The organism is Saccharibacillus sp. JS10, from assembly GCF_024436065.1.
Lineage (GTDB): Bacteria > Bacillota > Bacilli > Paenibacillales > Paenibacillaceae > Saccharibacillus.
In genome coordinates, this window is record NZ_JANFNS010000001.1 from 694,952 (window position 1) to 719,505 (window position 24,554).

The following is a 24,554-nucleotide window of genomic DNA, read 5'->3' on the forward strand; positions in this document are numbered from 1 at the left end:
TCCTAAAGCTGAGAGTAGGTTCTTTATTTATTCAATTAGTCGCCATATATCCGCCATGTTGTTAGTTCAAAATAAGGTGTAAACTAGCCAAGTCAGCTTCTATTACGATGGAAAAGGAGATGCCTTATGCTACCCTATAATTTCAAAGTGAACATAGATCTTATCTCTGACTGGAACAGCTATTTAGGAAATAAATTATCCGAATTTAATCTTCTGAGCGAAAACGACATTCGTAGGATTCCTGAGCGAGACGTAGCTTGGTCTTTTTTTGAGCTTTCTCATAAATTAATCGAACCTAACATTAGAAGGATTCATTTCTCTAGGGATTTCAATTGCGATCCCACGCTTCAAAGCGGACTTGATAATTTAGTAAAAAAGATCGAACGCGGAGAAAATTTGACACCTCATTTATCTCGTGGTATTAAACGGCTAAACACTCCAGATGACTTGCTGAATGATTGGGGCATTTATCACCTTCATTTAGGTATAACTGTTGAAAGTGATGGGTTTGTTGAACGAGGCGGACCTCTTCTTTACGCTTTTTTTAGTGATTCTGACGCGTATCTTATCGACATTATGGATCATTATTCTTTTGCGACAAAAAGGCTGCTGACTATAATACATGAAAACTGGCCCGAAGTCATACAGCAGTATAGAATAAACGCTACGATGGAACCGAGAATTGAATATACAGATGATCAAATAAAATGCTTAAGGAAGGCTGGAATAGTGACTTTCACACAAGTAGAAGAAGGGGTAGCTTATGCCCCGCCTGGTGGAGGACAAACTTCGGCAAGAACTAGTGGGAGCGCGCGCATTAGTGCAAATCGATTCCATAACATCCTTGTCGGACTCGAACTTTATATAAAACAGAATCTATATGAATTCATTAATAAAGTGAAAGCTCGATTGGGAAAAATGCCTCCAGAGTTAACTTTTAGATTGGGAGTAGGGGTTAAGGGTGAGTTTTATGCAATAGAAACGAATTCTATGATTTCCTTTTTGATAAGAGAGTAGAGAGATGGACGTCTCTCTACTCTCTTATCAAATGTTCATTTTATCAACTTCACTAACAATCCGGTTATAGCTGCTGATCAATTCAACGGGGAAATACTCTGAAATTTTTCTAATTATTTTCGGTTCGTACCATTCGTAGAAGGGATGATCTTTGCTTACTACAACTCTTTTATTTACCCCTTCGAATTGATCGGCGGTGATATCAACTTTATAACCTTCCGCTTCTATCCACGCATGGGTTTGCATCTCTTTCCCTTCTATCAAACAAGAAGCAGCTATATAGGAGCAATCAATATTAAAATGATCATAAAGATATTTGCCTAGCAACATACTCGAATCTCCGCAAGCAGCAAAAGGATAAGAATGATGGAGCTGGCACGTCACAGAAAATTCGTTTGAAGGTATTGATTCGATAACTTTTCTGAATTCTTCAGCCTCGCTTGTAAGAAGTTCTCGCACTTCCACGCTTCTCCTCCCTTCGCATGAAAGTAAACTTTCACAAAGATTAAATTATTTAATTTTGGGAATACTTCTTGTCGATACCTTATATCTTATTACCTTGTCTTCTTTGCTAAGCACCTTGTTGCCACTCTTTTTCCAGGTTGTATTTTTTCGTAACCCATAAGAGCATATTTCATCATAGGTAAAATCGAATATACTTTTTAGCATTAAATCATTATCGAGAATTACAACAATCAATCGATCCCAATGACCATTCAATTTTACATGTGTCGACTGATCGGAATTTTCCTGAGTTATTGTTTTTACTGAACATTTATCGCCATTAACAATCATGTCATAGACTTCATTGTTTTTCTTTGCCCAAGTTAACTTCAAGCCTAACCCGTCAAAGTACCTCTTTGCATAATACTCGCCTATACGTCCAATTTTGTTGTCGTTGCTAGGGACTTCAAATTGATCTATATAAGCATCAATATCTTTTCTCGCCTTTGCATAATCCATTAATGAAATCACTACACAGACCTCTTTTCGTGTTGAAATTTACGATTTATCAAATTAATTTGATCTTTTGCAAAAACTTATATCGATCCTTATCTGCTTCATCTAACAACTTTAATAATTCTTTTTCTTCAATCGAATCATCGCAATTCATATAATTTGTGCAAGCAGCGAAATAATTCTTTTCCTTCTCATCGAGAAGCTCTTGTTGTTTTTCTGTTAGTTTGCTTATGTCCACGATTAAAGAAAGAGTTGCTTTAATCTCTTCAATGCCTTCTGTTTTACAAAAGTAGGCACGGTGATTACCCTCTCCGCTAACAACTAGTTTTTTATTAGGTAGCTTCCATAACAGAATGGTCTGCGGTCCTTTATCAATCCAGCCCTCTTCTTTGACGCGTTCGCGCAATCTTTCCAATTTTTCATCATCTAAGCTTCTAGAGAGAGCAATAATTTCTTGAGGATTGACTTTTTGAATACCAAGATCAATTTTATAGTATTTCTCCTCTTTATTATCAATATATTTCTTTTGAATCTTCTCTGAGCACTTCCATTCAAAATCGCTCATAATCTCCTCCTAAAAGTAAGTAAGACAATTGACTTTTTTAAGTTTCGCGCTCCAGCAACGTGGTGCCGATCTCGCTAAGCATCTTATCATCTCTGCAAAGAGCATAAACATCCGTATACTTGCTTACAAAGTCCATCCCTCTGCGTAATGTCAATTTATGGATTTCCCAAACGGACGTCTCAAATGGTAGATGACTTGTGTTAGCCAAACTAGTAATATGATCAATGTGTATTTCTGAGTACCCCACTCGTTGAAGATCTTGTGGTGTCATTTTAACTCCGCCTTTGTTTCTTTATTTAATCTTTTAATTCAACTAGCTCTTTTTCATCCCATACTAATACGGGCTTAGAGATAGCTTCAGAAATTCTACTTAACACATTGACAATATTGTCAACCGATTCCTGATTCAAAGGATTTTTATCTTTTATAAAACTATGAGGCTTATCATCTGTATAATAAACCTCGCACACTTCAAAAACATCTTCAACAAACTCGCCTTCACCTGCTTGGTATTTTACTACTCGATAATTCCAATACGATCTCATTGATTGTTTCATTTCTTATTAAATTCATATTTGATCCAATTATATTTATGGATAGTCTCTACGATTAACTTTTGTAAGGCATGTCACACAAGGCTTAACCACTCTTTTTTGCATATCTATGAGTAGACCTTTTTTATCTAATTCCTCTTCTGTATAGTCGTCATCCAGCTCTACTACTTCTTCTTCTTCACAAGCGGGGCATACAACAACCCAATTTTTCTTTTTCACAGTTTATTCACCTCTTATGATCTTAGTAAATTTATATTTTCTCAATCTCTTTCTGCAAAAAAATATTCCCACTATTTTCAGAACGTTGATATCCATTTCTAAGCAAAGTTCTACTTATGGATTCTAGATATGGGTTTGTTTTTTTAACTATAGCTAATATTAATGTAGCTTTTGTGTAATTACTCTCTACCAAATCACTCATTTGTTCCATTAAGGAGTTCAATATCCCTTTGCTCCGAAACTCTCTTCTAATGCAGAATGAAATTTCCGCAATTTCTCCTTGATCCTTATAGAGCAATTCGTCTTCTTCGCACATTATCCATAAAAGACCGGCAACCTCATTATTGCTTTTTAAATACCACCAGTCCCCTCCTAATTGAGAATTTTCTTGAGCAATAATTTTCTCAAAAATGCCATCCTCTACATCGTTCAAAATACTTTTTATCTCTCCTGACCACGCCGGACTATTTACTTTTTCAATATCCATATTATTCACCCGCCTAAAATATTTATTAACAAAAGATTGGTTTTATTAGATATACCTAAAACTGTATAGTACGATGTTCCACTTCGAAGATAGATATAATGGGTGTCGCGGACTCTTACCATCCAAATCTTCATATATAAAAATAAAGCATTGAGAAAGTCTCTTCATTGCTAACGTTAACTAATTCGATTATGCGAAAAATTAAATTTAGGCTTCATTTTAATAATAAGTTCCTTTTCTAAGTCGGCAATCTCTATTGCACTTAAATCTCCATAGCTTTCAAACGCTATCATGTAATGTTTCTTTAAGTACTGAACAGAATCATTTCCGGCCAATAATGAATATTTTCTTGCTACACTCTTTCTAAATGCTGATTTATCAATCCCAATTTTATCATTATGAATGACTGGATTATTCACCTGGAAAGCATCTTTGCTTGTGAACTTATTTTTCCTACATTCTAAGTACAATGGATTTAAGTGTTGAGACCATATCCTTCTTCTTAGTCCGCCGCTTCCCGTTGCCTTGCCTATATAAATTAGTTCTTCGTCAACTTTTGAAAACCAAGCGTACAGCCCCACATCTATAGGAATGTCATTACGAACTATTAAGTTTACATCATGCTTTTTATCCCACATAATTTTCCCCCAAGAGATGATGAAAGGCTAAATTCATCAGTCTATCATAATCTCAAAACGCCTAATTGCTTCTTCTGGATTTTGACTTTGTTGAACACAATCAATGTATGTGTCTCTAAATTCATCATCTTCACTAATTCCCAACATTTCAAACCAATCCTCAATTACGTTCTCATGTACAGTCGCCTTTGCTCTGTATTCAGCAGCCTTCTTGATAGCCACCCGAATACTTTTTGGAACCTTTGTTTTCATTGTTCTAATCATTCTTCTTGCGTAGAATATGGTCTCCTTGTTCCAAACCTAAGCTATTAACAGATCCGTAGGGTGAGAAATTTGACTCTACCGTTGACCCATCTTCAAAATCAATTTCGCCTTGCCATGATCCATATAACGATGCCACTCTGTTCAAATTTATTATTGCTTCAACGCCCCTATCTTTGGTGTTCAGTCGAGGTGCGTGTATTGAGGTTCCGTTCAATTCGGTTTTATTAAATTGGAAGGGTCGCAAAAGCTCACAGACTTCTTCATAGTTATTGGTAGTCACTGTGAATTTCTTGGTCATTTGAACAACTGCTCTACCTTCATAATTAAAGATATAATTGATTAACCCAACAGCAATCAAACTTTTAACTTTAGTTTCTCCAAATAATTCTTCAATCTCCAAAAACCTCGCCATTCTAATCTCTCCTCATAAAGAATTGTTTTATTTAAAGACTAGCCGCACTCAAATTCAGTTCATTTTTCTCCCATGAGTTTTTCATACTCTTCTCTGTGTCTTCGCATTCTTTTTGCGAGTGTCGAAGACACATCTTCTTTTCTAACATGAAAGAAGTGCTCGTGAAGATTGCCGCCAATATCGCACCTTAATTTTTCGTCGAGCAAATGATTTTCTGGATAATAGTTAAAACCTCTTTCTATATTGAATTGTTTATCCTCGTGATGAGGACGAGGAGCAACAATGAATTGAGGTATACCATCGGCATCTCCATCTAAAGCGACCAAAATAGAAAATGCTAAGCCATTAAGCTTTTCTAAAGAGGTTTTATCGGTCATTTCCCAAGTACAAATCGCACCTCTAATATGCTCAATAAGCTCTGCAACAATTTCATCACTAACTTTTTCTCTACTCATCTCTTATTCTCTCCTCTTTATAAAAGCATTATTTCTTTAGAACCACTTCAAAAACTTCTCCACACTTCAGAAAATCTCTATCTGTCTCTACGACAAATCCTCTTAATTCACCTTTAACTCTAACAATACGATTCACATCGATCATGATTCTGCTTGATACAGACTTTTTATTCAAGATTCTATCTAGCATAAAAAAAGTCCCTCATTAAGATGGACAGTTACGTAAATATTCTATCTGTGACTTAAAACATGGATGTTATTTTTCCAGTCGTTTTATTCACATGATACCAACCGTATGTTGCGGTATGTCCTGTTTCTTCATCATCCATGACTACTTCATATACATGAACTACATAGTTGTTATCTTCCATATGATCTACTTCGACATAAATAGACGAACTATCATATCCATACTTAGCTTTGACGAGCTTGACGGCTTGTTCTTTAGTAATTGAAGTATTCTTAGGTTGCCTACCAATGTAGAGGCCACCATTTTTCAACGTTACTTCTTGTCCGATTGCAGAACTTACTGCACGTACTGGTACATATGTAGTTCCGTTATAATTAATAGTTTTATTGGTGGTTTTTTTTTCGAGATTGAAGTAAAGTGACATGTTTGTGATAGTGACTTGGATAGCTTGCGTATTAGCAGCTAAAGCTGCTGATCCTGTAATCATTGTACCAATTAGAAGGCCTGCAACTAATCCTTTTAATTTGTCTTTCATTCGTTAACCTCCTTTTTTGATTTATCCTTTCCAATTATATTTCTTTCTTTTACCATAAGGAAGTGGCTTTTTAAATCTATTATTAGGTTCTATCTTGCATGGTTTTATTCTATTTAATTTAGTATCCATCTACCTTTATATCTTATGAAAAAAGCTGCCTTTATAAAGGGCAGCTATAAACTGATTTGATCAACTTAATAATCATCTAAAAAGTTTAAGGGGCTATGTTTTTGATACTTACGTGCAATTTCATTATCTGAAAAGTCTAAATACGCTTTCTGGGTTACTTCGACTGAAGAATGTCCTAAAATCCTACACAACGAGAACCAGTCTCCACCATTCAAAATATAGTATTTAGCAAAATTATTCCTAAGTTGATGTGGATGTACAGCTACTCTTACCCGTTCTCCTGCTTCCCTTAGAGCTCTTTCGTAGTTGCGTATTTCTAATTGAGTCCCTCTCGTAGTAGGAAATAGAAATGGACTGTCTGAGTACCTATCTCGATAACGTAACCATTGCTTTAGCTCATTAGCAGACTTATACGAAAAATAAACGAATCGTTCCTGTTTATTCTTTGCATTCATGATATGAATGCTCTTATGCTGGAAATCAATGTGCTCAGGTAAAATGCTCAAACATTCTCCAATACGCATTCCTGTATCTATCAGTAGACGGGTAATCACTCTATTTCTATAACCATGAAAAGTACTTGTGTTAAATTGATTAAACACTTTCTTTAATTGTTCTGGAGTAAGTGTTTTCTTCATCTTCCGTTCCACTTTTGGATTCTCAACACTATCTGCTGGATTCTTGGAAATCTCTTTTTCCACACGATAGAGGTAGTTAAAAAATACTTTAATGTTGCGGACATAGTTGGCAATAGTCGTCTTTGAAATTTCTTTGTTGTAATCCTTTCGATTTTGAGGATGATTAATCCCTTTTGACTCTTCTCGATTGACTACAGTGTACTTTCCTCGTTCGTTCAAATACTTGATGTATTGACGTAAATGTCCTGATTGAATTTTATCGACTTCAGTAATAGAAAAGTCATTTTGCAGATACGTTGCAAACAATTTAAGAGTTTGCTCGTAGCTGCTGAGAGTCTTACGTGAAAGATTTTTTGAGGAACAATAAATCATAAAATTCTCAAGATGAAATTCAAAATTAGTCATTAAAAATACCGCCCCTTATTAGATTTTTGCAAACCCAATAAACAACGGTATAAGTTGGTACAATACATAGAAGTTTGTCGGCTTAAAATAGCGAATTCCCGATATTTATAGCCAAACTTGTTTTAGCTCAAAATGTCTTAAGTCCGCTCTCTTAAGCGCTTCAGCTCACCTTATGCTCGATCCGCAGCTTGTCCGCGATCATCGCGATAAATTCGCTGTTCGTCGGCTTCGACTTATTGATGCTCACCGTATAACCGAACAACTCGCTCATATTTTGCACGGAGCCGCGTGCCCATGCTAATTCAATCGCATGACGAATTGCGCGTTCGACGCGGGATGAAGTCGTGCCGTACTTTTCTGCGATCGAAGGGTATAGCGTTTTCGTGATCGAACCCAGAATTTCGATGTTATGATAGACCATCGTAATTGCTTCGCGCAAATATTTGTACCCTCGTACATGCACCGGAATACCAATCTCATTGATGATCGATGTAATGCTGGCATCCAGCGTTTTGCCTTTCGCCAGTGTTCCGATACTTGGCTTAGGCGTCGGCGCTGGTTGCGAAGGTGCGATCGGAGAAGTTGAAATATTGAGCATTTGCCGAACACGGCTTACCAATACTTCAATATCGAACGGCTTAAGAATGTAATAGGCGGCGCCCAACTCTACAGCTCGCTGCGTAATGTTCTCTTGACCGAACGCAGTCAACATGATCACTTTCGGGCGTGGATTCAAGTCCATACTTTGAAGTTTTTCCAATACGCCTAATCCATCCAAATGAGGCATAATAATATCCAAAATTAAAATATCCGGTGCGCGCTCCGCATCACGAAGTAAACTTAATACTTCTTCCCCATTAAAAGCAACCCCTGTTACGGTCATATCTTCTTGAGAAGAAATGTGTTCTTGAAGCATATGAACGAAATCCCGATTGTCGTCCGCAAGCATAACTTCGATGTTTGGCAAAACGTGTTCCTCCTTATCATCCGGTGGTTAGACCGAATCCTCTGTAATTCACAGAACTGTTTCTGTCTTTCTGGAGCAGAATTCTCATGCAGATTCCATACTGTAAAATTCGACACACTTCGAAGAATTCCTTCTTATCGCGTCAAATCTACACTCTCTTCTAGTATATCGGGTTATCTGATGAATTAAAACAGAAAATTCCAAAACCGTAAATTAACAAAGCGAACTTATTCATTTTGTCGTTTTTTCTTACAATAAAGTGCCTAAAAATAAGCAAAGCGAAGCCCTGCGGCTTCGCTAAGATATTAAGTAATATTAATTCGCATTCATTTTGATCTTTTTCAAGAAGCATGTTGGCTTTTGCTCTCTTCAGCAAGTTTCAACATTTCTTGAGCATGGTGCAACGTTTTTTCTGTAATTTCGACACCGCCGAGCATACGCGCTAATTCAGTGACTCGACCTTGTTCATTGAGCGACTCGACCCGAGTCATCGTGCGCTCGCCTTCGACCCGTTTCTCAATTAAATATTGATGATCGGACATACAAGCGACTTGCGGAAGGTGAGTGATCGAGAACACCTGACAATCGCGAGAAAGCTTCACCAGCTTTTCCGCAATCGATTGCGCAGCTCTACCGCTGACGCCTGTATCCACTTCGTCAAAAATCAGAACCGGCACTTTGTCGTGACGGGCGAAAATGCTTTTAAGTGCCAGCATAATCCGCGAAAGCTCACCGCCAGAAGCGATCTTGCCAAGCGGTCGCAGTGGTTCACCCGGGTTCGGCGAGATCAAAAACTCTGCGCTATCCACGCCTTGACGCGTCAAGCGTACGCGGCGACCTTCAAATTCGAATCCGCGTGCATCTTGAATCGGTTCCAGACGGACTTCGATCGAAGTCCGCTGCATTTGCAAATCTTTCAATTCGCCTTCGATCTGACGCGCTAGCTCACGAGAACATTCGCGGCGTAGCGTGCTGAGTTCACGAGCCAAGACTAACGTCTTCTCAAGCTGCTTATCGCGCTTAGACGTAAGCAGATCGAGGCGTTCGTCTTTATTTTCAAGCATATCGGTCTCACGATGAATCCGATTGTAATACTCAAGAATTTGCTCGACGCTATCTCCGTACTTGCGGCGAAGCCCGGATAGCAGATTCAACCGGTCTTCGACTTCTTCCAGACGTCCTGGATTGAATTCGATATTTTCACGGTAGTCTCGAAGCTGGAAAGCCGCGTCTTCCAATTGATAAAAAGCACTCCGAAGTTGCTCCAGAATCGGCTGCATCGCTTTGGCATCGTAATTCTCGACATCTTCCAGACTCGAAATCGCCGAGTTGATCGAAGCAATCCCACGTTCGCCATACAGCGAGTCATAACCTTCGGATACCGACTCCATAAGCTTTTCGCTGTAGGCAAGCTTAGAGCGCTCATCAGCAAGTTCTACGTCTTCGCCGACTTTGAGCTTAGCGGCTTCAATTTCTTCCAACTGGAACCGGTACATATCCAGCATCTGCAACGATTTTTGACTGGTTTCCCGCAGATCTTTCAATTCGCGTTCCAATTTCGCCAACGTTGAATATTCTTGTTGATACGCAGCTTTGGCAGGCGCGATGGTATCTCCGCCGTAAGCATCCAATAATCCTAAATGACTTTCCGGACGCAAAAGCGATTGGTGCTCATGCTGACCATGAATATTAATAAGCTGTTCGCCGACTTCGCGTAACATCGTTAAATTAACCAACTGCCCGTTGATCCGGGAAGTGCTTTTTCCTTGCGTATTCACTTCTCTTCGAATGACCAAATGCTCTTCCGAAGAAGCGGATATCCCAAGTTGTTCAAGCGTTTTCCAGACCGGGTGCTCGTCTTGAAGTTCAAATAAAGCTTCCATTTCCGCTTTGTCAGCGCCGTAACGAATCAAGTCCGAAGAACTTCTTCCGCCGGAAATCAATCCTAATGCGTCGATGATAATCGATTTACCTGCGCCTGTTTCGCCGGACAAGACATGGAATCCATGATAAAAATGGACGTCGACGGCTTCGACGACGGCGAGATTGCGAATGGACAATGCAACTAGCATGCACTCACCTCGTAGATAGTCTACTCCGCTTACTACTCGCCTTAGGCGAGAGTAAAGGATACTCTTCCATTATATTCATGCGAACACTTGTTTGAACAGTGCTAATTTCAATAATCTTTAAAAAAGATGCTTTTTTCGAACAAAAATCGAAAATTACGAAATAAAACTCATAATATGAGCAATCACTTTTTCACTATGTTCCGGTTCTCTGCAAATTAGCAAAATCGTATCGTCTCCAGAGATGGTCCCCATCACTTCATGCCATTCCGTGTTATCCAGCAGAGCAGCGATCGAGTTCGCCGTACCCGGCAAACATTTCATCACGACCAAATTCGCGGAATGATCGATATTCACAAAATTATCGACAAGCGCTCTTTTTAATTTCTGAACCGGATTATATCGTTGATCGGTCGGCATCGAATATTTGTAACGACCGTCGTCGAGCGGAATTTTGATTAACAACAATTCTTTGATATCGCGCGATACGGTAGCCTGAGTCACTTGAAATCCAGAAGAACGAAGCGCGCTGACCAGTTCATCTTGCGTTTCAATATCCCGGCTTGTAATAATTTCTCTGATCTTGATATGTCGTTGTCCTTTCATACGACTCCCCCTAAAATGCGTAATCGATCCATCTATATTCTATAAACGTCTTCAACGCAAAGAAACTCACCGTTCGGCGGATGAGTTTCTTTGGAAATTTCGAGCGGCTTCCGCCGCGGTATTCGACGCCAACTCACGAATAACTTCTTCGCCAAGCGGCTGCGTTTCTCCTTCCAAAAGCTTCAAATAGACGAGAAATTCGATATTCCCTTCCCCGCCTGTGATTGGAGAAAACGTCAGGCCGCCAATTTGAAAACCAAGTGCATTCGCAAAACCAAGCACTTCGTTCAGCACGTCTTCATGAACTTTGCGATCGCGGACGACGCCTGATTTGCCGACTTTATCACGCCCTGCTTCGAATTGCGGCTTAATTAAAGCGACTACTTCTGCCGGACGCTGCAATAATTGTACGAGAGGAGGCAAAATCAGCCGAAGCGAAATAAACGATACGTCAATGCTCGCAAAATTCGGCCGCTGACCCGTCAAATCTTCAGGTGTCAGATAACGGAAATTCGTACGTTCCATCACACATACACGCTCATCGTTACGTAATGACCAATCTAGCTGATTGTACCCAACATCGATCGCGTATACGTAAGAAGCACCATTTTGAAGCGCGCAATCTGTAAATCCACCTGTCGAAGAGCCGATATCCAGCATGACTCGCTCCGGCATTTGAATGCCAAAGGTATGCAGTGCCTTTTCCAATTTCAACCCGCCGCGGCTGACATAAGGATGTACGGCTCCTTTAACGTGCAAAGCAGCTTCACGAGACACTTTCATTCCTGGCTTTTCAATCCGTTCTTGATCCGCAAAAACGAGGCCAGCCATAATGGCGGCCTTCGCTTTTTCACGGCTTGGATAATACGCTTGCTCGACAAGCAAAACGTCAATACGTTCTTTTGTTACTTTTTCTTTAGGTTCCGCCATGAGGTGGCTCTCTTTCTATATAAAATGTGAATCTAGGCTATGGATCGATTCACGTTAAGATGTTAATCCTGATTTCAATGCAGCTAATCGACTTCCGTTTACCGCCTCACGTACCAGATCTGCTGCATGTTCTGCGGTCAGACCAGACTCTTGCTGCTGTTCTTTGATGCTGCCATGCTCGATAAAGCAATCCGGCACACCCAAAATCCGAACTTCAGCATGAATTCCGCGCGAAGCATAAAACTCCAATACAGCGCCGCCTAAGCCGCCTGCTTGAGAAGCTTCTTCCATCACCAGCATTTTCACGCCGCGTTCTGCAAGGTCGGTTAGCATCTTCTCATCCAAAGGTTTCAAGAAACGCGCATTGACGACTGTCGCTTGAATACCGGAAGACTTGAGTAATTCTGCTGCTGCCATTGCAGTCTGAACCATCGTACCTACTGCCAAGATGGCACAATTATCGCCTTCGCGAATTGTTTCCCAGCTTCCGATCGGAATATTTTTCAATTCCGTATCCAGCGGAACACCCAGACCATTGACACGAGGATAACGGAAACCAATCGGCCCTTGATCGTAGTCGAGCGAAGTCTTCATCATATGACGCAATTCATTCTCGTCTTTCGGCATCATCAAGACCATATTCGGGATATGACGCAAGAATGCAATGTCGTATACGCCTTGATGCGTCTCGCCGTCTGCGCCGACAAAGCCTGCACGGTCGATTGCGAAAATAACATTGGCGTTATGTCTGCAAATATCATGTACGATCTGATCGTATGCACGCTGCATAAAGGTCGAATACACGGCAAAGACCGGCTTCATCCCTTCCATCGCCATCGCGGCACATAAGGTCGCCGCATGTTGCTCCGCGATACCGACGTCGATCATTCGTTTAGGGAAACGCTCGGCAAATGCCATTAATCCTGATCCGCCTGGCATTGCCGGAGTGACCGCTACGATTCGCTCGTCTTGCTCGGCAAGTTCGATCAGCGTACTGCCAAACACTTCGGTATACATCGGGTTGCCAGCCGCTTTGAACGTCTGACCAGACTCGATCTTATACGGCGAAATGCCATGCCATTTGTGGGAATCAGCTTCGGCTGGTTTGTACCCTTTGCCTTTTGTCGTCACGACATGAACCAGTACAGGGCCTTCGATGTTGTCAGACTGACGGAACGTTTCCATCAATTTCGGTAGATCGTGCCCATCGACAGGTCCGATATATTTGAAGCCCAGTTCTTCGAACAAGACACCTGGAACCATCATGTATTTCAAGCTATCTTTCACTTTTTCCGCTGTACGCGCAAGCGTACCGCCGATTGCCGGAATCTTTTTGATCAGCGACTCGACATCGTCTTTTGCACGCAAATAGTGGCGATCCGAACGAACTCGGCTTAGATAATTGTGCATTGCGCCTACGTTTGGAGCGATCGACATTTCATTATCGTTCAGTACGACAAGCAGATTTTTCTGCTCGTGACCGATATGATTGAGTGCTTCAAACGCCATACCGCCAGTCAATGCGCCATCGCCGATAATTGCCACGACTTTATTGTCTTCGCCTTTCAGATCGCGTGCCATCGCCATACCCATCGCTGCGGACAACGACGTACTACTATGACCGGCTTCCCATACGTCATGTTCACTTTCGTTGCGCTTAACGAAACCACAAAGCCCTTTGTATTTCCGTAAGGTATCGAATCGATCTTGACGCCCGGTTAAAATTTTATGCACATAGGCTTGATGACCTACGTCAAAAATAAACTTATCCTGTGGGCTGTTATAGCAATAATGCAAAGCAAGCGTGAGTTCAACAACGCCTAAGTTCGAAGCTAAATGTCCTCCGGTCGTGGATAACTTTTCAATTAAAAATTGACGAATTTCCTGAGCCAAAGGAACCAACTGCTCGGCAGGCAGACTTTTCAGATCGCCGGGTTGCTTGATTTGTGGAAGGAGCATCTGTCATTCCCCGCTTTCCTTCATTTTCCTATTTTTTGAGCGCTAACGATTTTTCGAGTGAGACAACCCCTACGCAACAAGCGTTCGGGTGTATGTCATAGTATCGATTATTATATCGTTTTTGGGGAAACAAAGCCAATTTTTACGATTGCTATCCCTCTTTGAGCTTCAAAATTGTTATCTTGTTCAATACCCAAGCAAGCGAGCAACGAAACTTTTATCGATCTCGTTCCACCAAATAATCGGCAATCGCAAATAAGATTTCAGTCGATTGCAATTGAGCTTGATCTACCGCTGATTTGGCTTCTTCCGTCAATCGACGAACTTCTTCACGCGATGCGTCGAGTCCGATCAAAAAAGGATAAGTCACTTTTTCCATCTTCACATCGCTTTGCGTCTTTTTGCCTAACTTGCTTTCGTCGCCGACCAGATCCAAAATATCGTCTTGAATTTGGAAAGCAAGCCCGATTCCGTGTCCGAACGTTCGAAGCGCTTCAAGTTGATGGGTAGAAGCTCCAGCCGTACGTCCGCCCGCAATTAACGAAAACATAATCAGATCGCTTGTTTTATGCAAATGAATATATTCGAGCCTTGCCCGGTCTGTCGTGCCTTGTTCGCCTTCCATATCCGCTACCTGTCCGCCGACCATCCCCCGAGGACCTGAATACTCCGATAAATCCGATACAATGGCAATCGCATCTTCGGCAGCAATCAATCCGTCTTTTGCCAATGACGCTACGACATAAAAAGCATGGGTCAGCAGAGCGTCGCCCGCAAGAATCGCCATCGCTTCGCCGTATACTTTGTGGTTAGTCGGTCTACCGCGACGAAGATCGTCATCATCCATTGCCGGAAGATCGTCATGGACGAGCGAATACGTATGTAACATTTCTACGGCTGCTGCGACGCGAATCGCGGCTTCTCGGTTTCCTCCAAGACTTTCGCAAGCAGCTACTACAAGAAGTGGCCGCAGACGTTTACCGCCGGCATCCAGCGAATATCTCATTGATTCCAGCAAAGCGGGCGGCATATCCCAATGTTTGGGGAAGGCGACATCAAAATAAGTTTCTAAATCTAACGATACTTGCTTGATATACGATTCTAACTCAAAAGCATCATTCAAAACTTATCCCCTCCGTCTACTTCTTCTGCGAAGTTTCGGCGTCTTAGCTGCCCGTCTTCTTCGACGATCGTTTCGATTTTGCGTTCGACTTGCTCTAACTTCTGACCGCATAACTGTGACAACTGCATTCCTCGTTGAAACAAATCGATCGCTTTTTCCAAAGGAACATCACCTTGCTCAAGCTCGCCTACGATATTCTCTAATTGCTCCATCGCTTGCTCAAAGTTCAACTCGGCAGACTCTGCATTATGATCCACTTTGATCGCCCTCCTCTGTCGTTTGAATAACTTGGCAGTCCAAACTTCCGTCGTTGATTCGAACTATAATTCGATCTCCTGCATTTACTTCGCGAGCCGATTTAATCAGCTTTTTTTCCTGTTCATCGTAGACAAGGCCGTAACCCCGCGCCATAACTTTGAGCGGGCTTAGCGCATCAAGTTGCCGCATATTGCCTAGCAGTTGTTGACGACGGTCTTTAACAGACATATTCATCGCTTGATTCAGACGATTATCCAACCCGGCAAGTTGACGAACCGCTGACTGTAATTGCGCGCCTGGATAAAAGCGTGCAAGGCGACTATGCAAACGACTATGTTTGTCCCGACTTAGAGAAAGCTTCGCTTCGCTTCTGGACGTCAAACGACGCGTTAGACCGTCCAAACGCTGCGCATGCGGCTGAAGCGCGCGCTGCGGCTGCGTTAACACTGCTGAACGTTGCAAACGCATAAGACGTTCGCGTTCTTGCGCCGAGCGGCGAAGCAAAGCTCCACGCAACCGCTGCTCAAGCTGTATCACACGCTGCTGAAGTTCGCGCCGATCCGGTACAGCAAGTTCGGAGGCAGCCGTCGGAGTTGCAGCGCGTAGATCGGCAACAAAATCAGAAATCGTAAAATCGGTCTCATGCCCTACCGCCGAAATAACCGGAATCGCTGAATCGTAGATCGCTCGTGCGACGATCTCCTCGTTAAAAGCCCATAGTTCTTCTAGCGAACCGCCGCCTCGACCGATGATCAATACTTCGGCTTCGCCTAATCGATTCAAAATCCGTATCCCTCGAACGATAGAAGCCGCTGCTTCTTTACCTTGTACAAGAGCCGGATAGACCATAACCGGAATACCTGGGAAACGGCGTCCTAAGGTGATCAAAATATCTCGGACAGCTGCACCTGTTGGCGAAGTGATTACACCAATCGCAGACGGCAAAGTTGGAATTTTGCGTTTGCCGCTCTCATCGAACAACCCTTCGCTTTCCAACTTTTTTTTCAATTGTTCATATGCCAAATACAGACTGCCTACTCCGTCAGGCTGCATTTCGGTAATATACAACTGGTATTGACCGTCGCGTTCGAATACGGATACGCTTCCTTGCGCCACAACCCGTGTACCTTCACGTGGAACAAACGGCAGCCGTTTATTGTGCGAAGCGAACATAATCGCCCGCACACGGCTGCCGGTGTCTTTTAACGTAAAATACATATGCCCGCTTGAATGATGCGTAAAGTTCGAAATTTCACCGCGCACCCATACTTCCGGCAGCAACGGGTCCGCTTCGAACTGCTGGCGGATATACCGGTTTAGCTCCTGAATTGACAGTATGCGCTTTTCCATAAATTAAGACAGACCGTGCGCGCGTTTTGCCGCAACCAATGTATTTTTCATCAGCATCGTAATCGTCATCGGACCTACGCCGCCCGGTACAGGTGTAATGGGTCCCGATACCGCACTTGCCGATTCAAAATCCACGTCGCCTGCAAGTTTGCCGGTTTCCAAACGGTTGATGCCGACATCAATCACGACAGCGCCGGGTTTGATGAACGAAGCATCGACAAAGTTCGCACGTCCAACCGCCACAACCAGAATATCGGCTTGACGCGTCAAGTCGGTCATATTCGCAGTGCGCGAATGACACATGGTAACCGTTGCATTTTCGCGTTGCAGTAGCAAAGATACCGGTTTGCCGACAATATTACTGCGACCGATTACGACAGCATGTTTGCCTGCGATTTCGATCCCGGTATGTTTAATCAATTCGATAACTCCAGCTGGTGTACAAGGAAGCAAACTATCATCACCGATCACCAAGTTGCCCACATTGACCGGATGGAATCCATCGACGTCTTTTTCTGGTGCGATCGCATTGATAATTGCTTTTTCTTCAATATGACCAGGCAGCGGAAGCTGCACTAAAATCCCGTTAATATTTTTTTGCTCATTCAACGTATGGACAAGCTTAAGCAAGTCTTCTTGCGAAGTATCTGCTTCCAAACGATGAACTTCAGAGTAAAATCCAAGTTCTTCACAAGCTTTTGCTTTATTGCGTACATAAACTTGAGATGCCGGGTCTTCCCCGATCAAAACAACAGCAAGTCCCGGTACACAGTCTTTTGCTGCAAGGGCTTCAACTTCGGTTTTCAGGTTTTGGCGAATTTCGTCCGATACTTGTTTTCCGCTGATAATTTGGGCTGTCGTCATGATTGGATCTCTCCTTTAGGGATATGATTAGTTGAACTTGCTTTTCAGTTCATCCGCGTCTTGAATCATTTTGCCGAGTACGCCGTTAACGAATTTACCCGACTCGTCTGTGCCAAAATGTTTCGACAGTTCAATCGCTTCGTTGATTGCAACTTTAGCCGGTACGTCTTCCGCAAAAATCATTTCATAAGCAGCCAGACGCAAAATTTGACGATCGACACGCGAAAGACGGCTGATCTGCCAACCTTTGAGGTAGCTACCGAGCAAGTCATCCAGCGCTACTTTATGGTTCCATACTCCGTTGACCAAAGATAGCACATATTCTGCCAAACGATCTTCGTCTTCGAGTTTCACTTCGCCTTCGTTGTCGTTAGCGGCCTCCGAAATCAGCATCGATACAGCATCGAATGCAGCGACCTCGTTCATTTCCATCTGATACAAACTTTGTACGGCAAGTTCTCTTCCCAATCTTCTTTTCATGGGTACCTCCTGTAATCTATTGTTCATTTGTTGGATATTCATTTTCACTCGGGATAACCATGCAAAAACCTGTGAAACGCTTCTCCCGGTCTTTTAAAAAATGCAACCAGTCCGGCGTAAAAACGTCTCACAGGCTTTCGCTGAATTGCTTGGTTAAAAATTCTATTGTACACGACTTCTGATCATTTGCGTTTGTTCGACTCCAGCCACATAGACAGAGACCGAAGCGACAGGAATCCCCGTGATGTCTTGAATAAAGTCTTTGACCCCATGTTGGACTTCTTCGATCAGCCCGGCAATTGGGTATTCACCGTCAATCACGATACGAAGTTGGATTTCAAGCCCCGGTTCGGTCATTTTAATCCGCGTATGCGGTTCTTTGACGCCTTTGACGCGGGAAGCGGCTTTCAAACACAAATTCTCAATCGTTTCTACAGAAACTTGAATCACTCCAAGGTCTGTACGTTGATCGATTGCATGTAAATGCCCACGACTACGGCGCAAAGATACATACAACATCCGCAAACTAATCAAAATAAGTACAGCCAACACACCAATTACAATTGAAAGTGTAGGCAGATCAAAACGGAAATCGACCGGAACCGAAATCGAACGACTCAGCAGGAGGATGGCGAGAACGCTCAAAATCAAAATCGTTACACTATATAGAAACAACAGCAGACGGTCTACAATTTTCGCCACGTACAGCCAAGCCCCCTCAAAACGGTAGTAAACCCCGACTTTGCAGGTCGGGGGTTAGAAAAAATCGTTATTTCACCCGAGGCGTACCGAGATCAAACTCCTCGGTTCGTGCTTCGACAGCTTTCGCTCTGAGCTGAACATCGTGTACATGTACGTTGACTTCGATTACGGATAAACCGGTCATCATTTCAATCGAACGTTTCACGTTGCGCTGCACAGCTCCGGCAACTTCAGGTAAACGGGAACCATATTCCACGATTACCGATACGTCGACGGCTGCTTCGCGCTGACCGACTTCCACTTTTACGCCTTTGGAAAGGTTTTTGCGTCCAAGCAATTCGGCGATCCCGCCAGCAAAGCCACCGCTCATTCCCGCGATACCTTCAACTTCGATCGTCGCCAAACCTGCAATCACTTCAATCACTTCGGGAGCAATTTGGATTTCGCCAATATCGGTGCGTTCAAATTCTGTAGGTAAGCTGCTCATATTCGATACCATCCACCTTATGGATTATTTATTCCTTAAATATATCATTTGAGGTCTCTTGTGACAAACGATGTTTGCCTGATTTAGACTTCGTTTTCTTCAAGGAATTTAATGTCGAAATCACCACGGATAAACGTCTCATGATTTAACAGACGTTGATGGAACGGAATCGTTGTCGCTACACCTTCAACTGCGAATTCGGCTAACGCTCTTTTCATTTTTGCAATCGCTTCAGGGCGAGTAGGTGCCCATACGATCAACTTGGCAACCATCGAATCGTAAAACGGCGGGATATTGTAGCCTTGATAAGCTGCACTATCTACACGAACGCCTAGACCGCCTGGAGGCAGATAAAAGCTGATTTTACCCGGAGATGGCATAAAGTTGCGATCTGGATCTTCCGCATTGATTCGGCATTCGATCGACCATCCGTTGATTTTGATATCGGATTGTGTAAACGAAAGCGGGTTGCCTTCGGCTACCGAAATCATTTCCTGAATCAAATCGACGTTCGTCACCATTTCGGTAACGGGATGTTCTACTTGAATACGCGTGTTCATTTCCATGAAGTAGAAGTTATCGTCCGGACCCAGCAAGAATTCAAGTGTTCCCGCTCCCGAATAATTAACAGCGTGCGCCGCGCGAACGGCTGCTTCGCCCATTGCGGTGCGAACTTCTTCCGACAATACCGAACAAGGAGCTTCTTCGACCAATTTTTGACGACGGCGTTGCACCGAGCAATCGCGTTCACCCAGATGCACAGCGTTGCCGTGTTTATCTGCAATGATCTGGATTTCAACGTGCTTCATACCTGTCAAAAACTTCTCAAGATAAACGCCGGAATTACCGAAAGCTTTCTCCGCTTCTTGCTGCGCGGCAACGATTTGCTGACGCAATGTATCTTCGTCTTCCGCCAATCGAATCCCTTTGCCGCCGCCACCTGCTGTAGCTTTGATAATAACGGGATAACCGATTCCGCGAGCCAATTCCACAGCTTCTTCCAAATCCTCGACCAGACCGTCAGAACCCGGAATAACCGGAACTCCTGCTTCTTGCATCGTCAATTTGGCTACCGCTTTATCGCCCATTTTGGTGATGGCTTCTGGCGAAGGGCCGATAAACGTAATATTGCATGATCCGCAAATTTCTGCGAAGTCTGCATTTTCAGCCAAAAATCCATAACCCGGATGAACGGCATCGCACTCGGTAAGCGTTGCGACGCTCATTAGATTCGTGAAGTTCAAATAGCTGTCTTTTGACGCTGTCGGTCCGATGCAATAGGCTTCGTCCGCCAGACGTACATGCAGCGAGTCGCGATCTGCTTCCGAATATACCGCTACGGTAGAAATCCCAAGCTCGCGGCACGCACGAATAATCCGCACAGCGATTTCACCGCGGTTGGCAATTAAAATTTTGTTGAATTTTGTAATATCCAATTCGATACGTCCTCCTTCCGCTACGAAGTCGCTCATTCCGCTCTAACCAAGAACAGGGGTTGTCCATATTCGACCAACTGTCCGTTCTCGACGAGCACTTCAACGACTTCACCTTTCACTTCTGCAAGAAGTTCGTTCATGAGTTTCATAGCTTCAATGATGCACACAACCGACTTCTCGTTCACACGGCTACCTGCGCTTACATAAGCATCTGCATCCGGCGACGGCGAAGCATAAAATGTACCAACCATTGGAGAGACGATTTTATGTAAAGATTCGTCTGGTGTCGAAACTGCCGGTGCAGCAGTTGGCGCCACTTCTGTATGGGATACAGGCTGAGCTTGAACTTGTGGTTGTTGTACCCACACAGGGGCTTGGGCATTGGCATCAACGCGTCCGCCTTTGCGAATGACGACACGTGCGCCTTCTTCTTCAAGTTCCAATTCTTGAACCGATGTACGATCCAATAATTCAATGAGTTCTTTAATTTCGCTTATTTTAAACATTCAGGCACGCTCCTTAACATTTTCAGGCTTGTACGGGGATTTAATCCGCTTTTTTGTAAAATGCACGGTAAGCCGTTTACTAACGTTATGTATTATATCACAACACGGTAAAATAAAAAGAGCGGTCTCCAAAGGAGTTTTCCGCTCTTTTTATCCAAACTTTCGCTTGATTTAACAATTAACGACGATCTTGCGGGCCACCAACGAAAGCTTGCTCTTGCGTATCCAAGTTATAAGCGGTATGTAGCGCCGCGATAATGTCTTTGACTTTTTCGCCTTCGATTACGCAAGAAACTTTAATTTCCGACGTACTCACCATTTTGATGCTCACGCCTTGATCCGAGATGACGCGGAACATTTGTGCCGCCACGCCTGGATGGCTGACCATACCTGCACCGACGATCGAGACTTTGACCAGATCCGTCTCCGAAGTCAGCTCGCGGTAAGCGACTTGTTCGCGAGTACTTTCGATCACTTGCAGCGCACGATCGACTTCGCCGCCGTTTACCGTAAACGAAAAGTCTGCTTTGCCGTCTTGCGAACCGCTTTGTACGATAATGTCAACGTCCACGCGTTGTTCTGCCAAAGCGCCGAAGATACCCGCCAATACGCCCGGTACATCCGACACGCCCAAAATACTGATTCTTGCTACATTTTTATCATAAGCAATCCCGCTCACTACTACGCCTTGCTCCATGCTCGATTCCTCCTCGACTACGGTTCCTTCATTATAATTAAAGCTCGAACGAACAACTAAGCGCACCGAATTATGTTTGGCATATTCCACAGCGCGTGGATGCAGGACAGCAGCGCCCAGATTGGCAAGTTCCAGCATCTCGTCGTACGAGATTGACGGTAATTTTCGTGCACACTTCACGATACGCGGATCTGTTGAATAGATACCGTCAACGTCTGTATAAATCTCGCAAGCGTCCGCTTTGATCGCTGCTGCCAAAGCAACCGCTGTCGTATCGGAACCGCCGCGTCCAAGCGTCGTAATTTCGCCTTCTTCGCTCATGCCTTGGAATCCCGCTACAATAACGATTTTACCGGCATCCAAAGCTTTGATGACACGATCTGGACGAATATTCGTAATTCTAGCACTTCCGTGATTAGACTCCGTCTCGAATCCGGCTTGCCAACCTGTAAAGGAAATCGCTTCATGACCAATCGCTTGAATCGCAATCGATAACAGCGAAATCGAAATCTGTTCGCCGGTCGTCATCAGCATATCCATTTCACGAGCCGGAAGATGGTCACTCAGACGTTTTGCGGAATCAATCAGATCGTCTGTCGTGTCTCCCATTGCCGATACGACGACGACGCATTGATGCCCTTCTTCTTTTTTCTCGGCGACTCGCTTCGCAACGCGCTGCATCCGCTCGGTATCGCCGACGGAACTCCCGCCGAACTTCATGACGAATAATGACAAAACGTGTTCACTCCCCCGCATAATTTCGAAACTCATTTTTCCAAACGGCTTCGGTCTTTTTTATCGCTTTAAATGAGTATAATACGAAATCGATGGCTTCTTCCATTGTTTTTTCGGAAAATTATTTACACTTTCCTGCATCTATTTGCACAAAAAAGCTCCTTACCGTCTTGGACGATAAGGAGCTTAGATTCCTGACTATGCGCGGGAAATGTATTTGCCTTCGCGTGTGTCGATCAGCAATACGTCATCTTCGTTGATGAACAACGGAACTTGAACGTTATGACCTGTTTCGAGTTTCGCGTTTTTGGAAGCGCCTGTTGCTGTGTTGCCTTTGATACCCGGCTCTGTTTCTACAACTTTAAGCTCTACGCTTGTTGGCAAGTTAATACCGAGGATTTCGCCTTTGTAGCTGATGATGTGCACGTTCATGTTTTCGCGCAGGAATTTAAGTTCCCACTCCAATTGCTCGCTTGTCAGCGAGAATTGATCGTAAGTTTCGTTATCCATGAAAGTGTGCTCTTGACCGCTTGCATACAGGTATTGTACGCCACGGTTTTCGATTTGTGCGCGGCCGATTGTTTCGCCAGCACGGAAAGTACGCTCTACCGTGTTACCGTTACGCAAGTTTTTGAGCTTGGAGCGCACGAATGCCGCACCTTTACCTGGTTTTACGTGTTGGAATTCGATTACGGTGAAGATGTCGCCGTCCACTTCGACGGTAAGGCCTGTTTTAAAATCGTTAACTGAGATCATTGAGGATTCCTCCTTGGAATGGTTGCCTTGCTGAATGATGATACAGGTTAAAACGTATTTCTTGTTAAAGCGGTCCTATGCCATTGGCAGAAGGGTCAACTCTTTTTTCGAAGATGTAATAATTTCAATTCCGGTTTCGGTAATGACAATATCATCTTCGATCCGCACACCGCCAAAGCCCGGAATATAAATACCCGGTTCTACGGTCACGACCATACCTGGCTTCAAGATATCGTCGCTAAGCTTGGATAAACGAGGGCTTTCATGCACTTCCATACCCAAGCCATGCCCTGTGCTATGACCGTACTGCTCGCCATATCCATAGGAAGAAATGATATCGCGAGTCAACGCGTCGGCTTCACGCCCTGTCATGCCTGGACGAATCTTATCCAGTGCATTCAGCTGCGCTTCAAGCACAATGCCGTAGACTTCGCGGTGGCGATCACTAGCTTCGCCAAGCACAACGGTACGCGTCAAGTCGGAGCAATAGCCGTTCAGCAAAGCACCGAAGTCAAACGTAATGAATTCGTTTCCTTGCAAAACGCGCGAACTTGCTACGCCATGCGGCAGTGCCGAACGTTCGCCGGAAGCCACAATGGTATCGAACGACGACGAAGTCGCTCCGTTTTCGCGCATAAACATTTCCATCTGCAAATCCAATTCGCGTTCGGTCACGCCTGGACGAATCTTCGGCAAAATATAGCTAAACGTACGATCTGCCAATACAGCAGCTTCGCGCATGATCGCAAGTTCGCCTTCGTCTTTAAAGAGGCGCAGCCCTTCAACCAGACCGGATACCGGAACCAGCTCAATACCTGCTAACGCTTCTTTGTAACTTTGATACGTTGCAAATGTTACATGTTCTTGCTCGAAACCAAGTTTCGCTGAAGAACCGAGCAATGCTTTAACCGTTTCCATGACTTTCGGTGCATGCTCAACTACTTTGAAGTCTTTAGCCTGCTGAGGCGCCTGCTCCATATAGCGGAAATCAGTCAGCAAATAACTTTCCGTTTCCGTAACAAGCACATATCCGGCAGAACCCGTAAATCCTGTCAGGTAACGACGATTAATGTCACTGGCGACAAACATTGCGCTAACGCCTTGAAGCGACATCGCTTCACGCAATTTGTGTACACGCTGCTGCATATTTTCTCCTCTTTC

General features: G+C 43.6%; 30 protein-coding genes. 1 reads left to right on the top strand and 29 read right to left on the bottom strand.

What is annotated here, in order from left to right:
* Positions 1–126 precede the first annotated feature (126 nt).
* Positions 127–1,017, top strand: coding sequence for a hypothetical protein (locus tag NOM90_RS03220; protein ID WP_255939949.1), 891 nt, complete (start codon positions 127–129; stop codon positions 1,015–1,017).
* Between the two features lie 27 nt (positions 1,018–1,044).
* On the opposite strand, the gene NOM90_RS03225 is transcribed toward NOM90_RS03220, so the two are convergent.
* The 29 genes from NOM90_RS03225 to NOM90_RS03365 all read right to left on the bottom strand — a co-directional run bounded on the left by NOM90_RS03225 (position 1,045) and on the right by NOM90_RS03365 (position 24,539).
* Complete coding sequence (locus tag NOM90_RS03225) at positions 1,045–1,482, bottom strand: hypothetical protein (RefSeq protein WP_255939950.1); 438 nt, start codon at positions 1,480–1,482, stop codon at positions 1,045–1,047.
* A 45-nt stretch (positions 1,483–1,527) separates the two neighbouring features.
* Complete coding sequence (locus NOM90_RS03230; protein ID WP_255939951.1) at positions 1,528–1,992, bottom strand: hypothetical protein; 465 nt, start codon at positions 1,990–1,992, stop codon at positions 1,528–1,530.
* A 37-nt stretch (positions 1,993–2,029) separates the two neighbouring features.
* Entirely contained in the window at positions 2,030–2,542 is a 513-nt protein-coding gene (locus NOM90_RS03235) for a hypothetical protein (RefSeq protein ID WP_255939953.1), read from the bottom strand.
* Positions 2,543–2,838: 296 nt separating this feature from the next.
* Positions 2,839–3,099 carry a hypothetical protein gene (locus NOM90_RS03240; protein ID WP_255939955.1) on the bottom strand — a complete coding sequence of 87 codons (261 nt, stop codon included), beginning with the start codon at positions 3,097–3,099 and terminating at the stop codon, positions 2,839–2,841.
* Between the two features lie 33 nt (positions 3,100–3,132).
* Complete coding sequence (locus NOM90_RS03245) at positions 3,133–3,315, bottom strand: hypothetical protein (RefSeq protein WP_255939956.1); 183 nt, start codon at positions 3,313–3,315, stop codon at positions 3,133–3,135.
* Between the two features lie 31 nt (positions 3,316–3,346).
* Positions 3,347–3,802 carry a hypothetical protein gene (locus NOM90_RS03250; RefSeq protein ID WP_255939958.1) on the bottom strand — a complete coding sequence of 152 codons (456 nt, stop codon included), beginning with the start codon at positions 3,800–3,802 and terminating at the stop codon, positions 3,347–3,349.
* Positions 3,803–3,978: 176 nt separating this feature from the next.
* On the bottom strand, positions 3,979–4,440 hold the full coding sequence (locus tag NOM90_RS03255; protein WP_255939959.1) for a hypothetical protein: 462 nt from the start codon (positions 4,438–4,440) through the stop codon (positions 3,979–3,981).
* Positions 4,441–4,476: 36 nt separating this feature from the next.
* A complete protein-coding gene (locus tag NOM90_RS03260) occupies positions 4,477–4,692 on the bottom strand; it encodes a hypothetical protein (protein WP_255939960.1) in 216 nt (71 codons plus the stop codon).
* A gap of 4 nt (positions 4,693–4,696) precedes the next feature.
* Positions 4,697–5,116 (bottom strand): hypothetical protein, encoded by a 420-nt coding sequence (locus NOM90_RS03265; protein ID WP_255939961.1) that lies wholly within the window; start codon positions 5,114–5,116, stop codon positions 4,697–4,699.
* Positions 5,117–5,175: 59 nt separating this feature from the next.
* Positions 5,176–5,571: a hypothetical protein gene (locus NOM90_RS03270; RefSeq protein WP_255939962.1), complete on the bottom strand. Its 396-nt coding sequence runs from the start codon at positions 5,569–5,571 to the stop codon at positions 5,176–5,178.
* A 242-nt stretch (positions 5,572–5,813) separates the two neighbouring features.
* On the bottom strand, positions 5,814–6,296 hold the full coding sequence (locus tag NOM90_RS03275; protein ID WP_255939963.1) for a stalk domain-containing protein: 483 nt from the start codon (positions 6,294–6,296) through the stop codon (positions 5,814–5,816).
* Between the two features lie 194 nt (positions 6,297–6,490).
* Positions 6,491–7,468 carry a tyrosine-type recombinase/integrase gene (locus tag NOM90_RS03280; RefSeq protein ID WP_255939964.1) on the bottom strand — a complete coding sequence of 326 codons (978 nt, stop codon included), beginning with the start codon at positions 7,466–7,468 and terminating at the stop codon, positions 6,491–6,493.
* A gap of 160 nt (positions 7,469–7,628) precedes the next feature.
* On the bottom strand, positions 7,629–8,435 hold the full coding sequence (gene spo0A / locus NOM90_RS03285) for a sporulation transcription factor Spo0A (RefSeq protein ID WP_255939965.1): 807 nt from the start codon (positions 8,433–8,435) through the stop codon (positions 7,629–7,631).
* Between the two features lie 341 nt (positions 8,436–8,776).
* Complete coding sequence (gene recN / locus NOM90_RS03290) at positions 8,777–10,507, bottom strand: DNA repair protein RecN (RefSeq protein WP_255939966.1); 1,731 nt, start codon at positions 10,505–10,507, stop codon at positions 8,777–8,779.
* Positions 10,508–10,660: 153 nt separating this feature from the next.
* Positions 10,661–11,110: a transcriptional regulator AhrC/ArgR gene (gene ahrC / locus NOM90_RS03295; RefSeq protein WP_255939967.1), complete on the bottom strand. Its 450-nt coding sequence runs from the start codon at positions 11,108–11,110 to the stop codon at positions 10,661–10,663.
* A 66-nt stretch (positions 11,111–11,176) separates the two neighbouring features.
* Positions 11,177–12,040, bottom strand: a complete 864-nt coding sequence (locus NOM90_RS03300) for a TlyA family RNA methyltransferase (protein ID WP_255939969.1) — start codon at positions 12,038–12,040, stop codon at positions 11,177–11,179.
* 54 nt (positions 12,041–12,094) lie between these two features.
* Positions 12,095–13,999, bottom strand: a complete 1,905-nt coding sequence (gene dxs / locus NOM90_RS03305) for a 1-deoxy-D-xylulose-5-phosphate synthase (RefSeq protein ID WP_255939970.1) — start codon at positions 13,997–13,999, stop codon at positions 12,095–12,097.
* Between the two features lie 217 nt (positions 14,000–14,216).
* Positions 14,217–15,092 (bottom strand): polyprenyl synthetase family protein, encoded by an 876-nt coding sequence (locus NOM90_RS03310; protein ID WP_255940536.1) that lies wholly within the window; start codon positions 15,090–15,092, stop codon positions 14,217–14,219.
* Positions 15,093–15,118: 26 nt separating this feature from the next.
* Positions 15,119–15,379, bottom strand: coding sequence for an exodeoxyribonuclease VII small subunit (xseB, locus tag NOM90_RS03315; protein WP_255939971.1), 261 nt, complete (start codon positions 15,377–15,379; stop codon positions 15,119–15,121).
* A complete protein-coding gene (gene xseA / locus NOM90_RS03320; protein WP_255939973.1) occupies positions 15,369–16,730 on the bottom strand; it encodes an exodeoxyribonuclease VII large subunit in 1,362 nt (453 codons plus the stop codon). Before xseA ends, xseB begins: the two co-directional genes overlap by 11 nt.
* A gap of 3 nt (positions 16,731–16,733) precedes the next feature.
* On the bottom strand, positions 16,734–17,594 hold the full coding sequence (gene folD, locus NOM90_RS03325) for a bifunctional methylenetetrahydrofolate dehydrogenase/methenyltetrahydrofolate cyclohydrolase FolD (RefSeq protein WP_255939975.1): 861 nt from the start codon (positions 17,592–17,594) through the stop codon (positions 16,734–16,736).
* Positions 17,595–17,621: 27 nt separating this feature from the next.
* Positions 17,622–18,074, bottom strand: a complete 453-nt coding sequence (nusB, locus tag NOM90_RS03330) for a transcription antitermination factor NusB (RefSeq protein ID WP_255939977.1) — start codon at positions 18,072–18,074, stop codon at positions 17,622–17,624.
* A gap of 162 nt (positions 18,075–18,236) precedes the next feature.
* Positions 18,237–18,776, bottom strand: coding sequence for an alkaline shock response membrane anchor protein AmaP (gene amaP, locus NOM90_RS03335; RefSeq protein ID WP_255939979.1), 540 nt, complete (start codon positions 18,774–18,776; stop codon positions 18,237–18,239).
* A 67-nt stretch (positions 18,777–18,843) separates the two neighbouring features.
* Positions 18,844–19,263: an Asp23/Gls24 family envelope stress response protein gene (locus NOM90_RS03340; RefSeq protein WP_255939981.1), complete on the bottom strand. Its 420-nt coding sequence runs from the start codon at positions 19,261–19,263 to the stop codon at positions 18,844–18,846.
* Between the two features lie 83 nt (positions 19,264–19,346).
* Positions 19,347–20,735, bottom strand: coding sequence for an acetyl-CoA carboxylase biotin carboxylase subunit (gene accC, locus NOM90_RS03345; protein WP_255939982.1), 1,389 nt, complete (start codon positions 20,733–20,735; stop codon positions 19,347–19,349).
* Complete coding sequence (accB, locus tag NOM90_RS03350) at positions 20,732–21,205, bottom strand: acetyl-CoA carboxylase biotin carboxyl carrier protein (protein ID WP_255939984.1); 474 nt, start codon at positions 21,203–21,205, stop codon at positions 20,732–20,734. Before accB ends, accC begins: the two co-directional genes overlap by 4 nt.
* 178 nt (positions 21,206–21,383) lie before the next feature.
* Positions 21,384–22,637 (bottom strand): aspartate kinase, encoded by a 1,254-nt coding sequence (locus NOM90_RS03355; RefSeq protein ID WP_255939985.1) that lies wholly within the window; start codon positions 22,635–22,637, stop codon positions 21,384–21,386.
* 198 nt (positions 22,638–22,835) lie between these two features.
* Positions 22,836–23,393: an elongation factor P gene (gene efp / locus NOM90_RS03360; protein WP_255939987.1), complete on the bottom strand. Its 558-nt coding sequence runs from the start codon at positions 23,391–23,393 to the stop codon at positions 22,836–22,838.
* 75 nt (positions 23,394–23,468) lie between these two features.
* On the bottom strand, positions 23,469–24,539 hold the full coding sequence (locus tag NOM90_RS03365; protein WP_255939988.1) for a M24 family metallopeptidase: 1,071 nt from the start codon (positions 24,537–24,539) through the stop codon (positions 23,469–23,471).
* Between the last annotated feature and the right edge of the window lie 15 nt (positions 24,540–24,554).

What these genes read in the sequence shown, in the direction of transcription:
- recN (WP_255939966.1), bottom strand. Translation starts at nt 10,507, where the DNA reads ATGCTAGTTGCATTGTCCATTCGCAATCTCGCCGTCGTCGAAGCCGTC.
- NOM90_RS03280 (WP_255939964.1), bottom strand. Translation starts at nt 7,468, where the DNA reads ATGACTAATTTTGAATTTCATCTTGAGAATTTTATGATTTATTGTTCC.
- NOM90_RS03275 (WP_255939963.1), bottom strand. Translation starts at nt 6,296, where the DNA reads ATGAAAGACAAATTAAAAGGATTAGTTGCAGGCCTTCTAATTGGTACA.
- NOM90_RS03235 (WP_255939953.1), bottom strand. Translation starts at nt 2,542, where the DNA reads ATGAGCGATTTTGAATGGAAGTGCTCAGAGAAGATTCAAAAGAAATAT.
- NOM90_RS03240 (WP_255939955.1), bottom strand. Translation starts at nt 3,099, where the DNA reads ATGAAACAATCAATGAGATCGTATTGGAATTATCGAGTAGTAAAATAC.
- dxs (WP_255939970.1), bottom strand. Translation starts at nt 13,999, where the DNA reads ATGCTCCTTCCACAAATCAAGCAACCCGGCGATCTGAAAAGTCTGCCT.
- NOM90_RS03300 (WP_255939969.1), bottom strand. Translation starts at nt 12,040, where the DNA reads ATGGCGGAACCTAAAGAAAAAGTAACAAAAGAACGTATTGACGTTTTG.
- NOM90_RS03250 (WP_255939958.1), bottom strand. Translation starts at nt 3,802, where the DNA reads ATGGATATTGAAAAAGTAAATAGTCCGGCGTGGTCAGGAGAGATAAAA.
- NOM90_RS03265 (WP_255939961.1), bottom strand. Translation starts at nt 5,116, where the DNA reads ATGGCGAGGTTTTTGGAGATTGAAGAATTATTTGGAGAAACTAAAGTT.
- ahrC (WP_255939967.1), bottom strand. Translation starts at nt 11,110, where the DNA reads ATGAAAGGACAACGACATATCAAGATCAGAGAAATTATTACAAGCCGG.
- NOM90_RS03255 (WP_255939959.1), bottom strand. Translation starts at nt 4,440, where the DNA reads ATGTGGGATAAAAAGCATGATGTAAACTTAATAGTTCGTAATGACATT.
- NOM90_RS03365 (WP_255939988.1), bottom strand. Translation starts at nt 24,539, where the DNA reads ATGCAGCAGCGTGTACACAAATTGCGTGAAGCGATGTCGCTTCAAGGC.
- NOM90_RS03270 (WP_255939962.1), bottom strand. Translation starts at nt 5,571, where the DNA reads ATGAGTAGAGAAAAAGTTAGTGATGAAATTGTTGCAGAGCTTATTGAG.
- NOM90_RS03260 (WP_255939960.1), bottom strand. Translation starts at nt 4,692, where the DNA reads ATGAAAACAAAGGTTCCAAAAAGTATTCGGGTGGCTATCAAGAAGGCT.
- efp (WP_255939987.1), bottom strand. Translation starts at nt 23,393, where the DNA reads ATGATCTCAGTTAACGATTTTAAAACAGGCCTTACCGTCGAAGTGGAC.
- nusB (WP_255939977.1), bottom strand. Translation starts at nt 18,074, where the DNA reads ATGAAAAGAAGATTGGGAAGAGAACTTGCCGTACAAAGTTTGTATCAG.
- NOM90_RS03340 (WP_255939981.1), bottom strand. Translation starts at nt 19,263, where the DNA reads ATGAGCAGCTTACCTACAGAATTTGAACGCACCGATATTGGCGAAATC.
- folD (WP_255939975.1), bottom strand. Translation starts at nt 17,594, where the DNA reads ATGACGACAGCCCAAATTATCAGCGGAAAACAAGTATCGGACGAAATT.
- NOM90_RS03220 (WP_255939949.1), top strand. Translation starts at nt 127, where the DNA reads ATGCTACCCTATAATTTCAAAGTGAACATAGATCTTATCTCTGACTGG.
- accC (WP_255939982.1), bottom strand. Translation starts at nt 20,735, where the DNA reads ATGAGCGACTTCGTAGCGGAAGGAGGACGTATCGAATTGGATATTACA.
- accB (WP_255939984.1), bottom strand. Translation starts at nt 21,205, where the DNA reads ATGTTTAAAATAAGCGAAATTAAAGAACTCATTGAATTATTGGATCGT.
- xseA (WP_255939973.1), bottom strand. Translation starts at nt 16,730, where the DNA reads ATGGAAAAGCGCATACTGTCAATTCAGGAGCTAAACCGGTATATCCGC.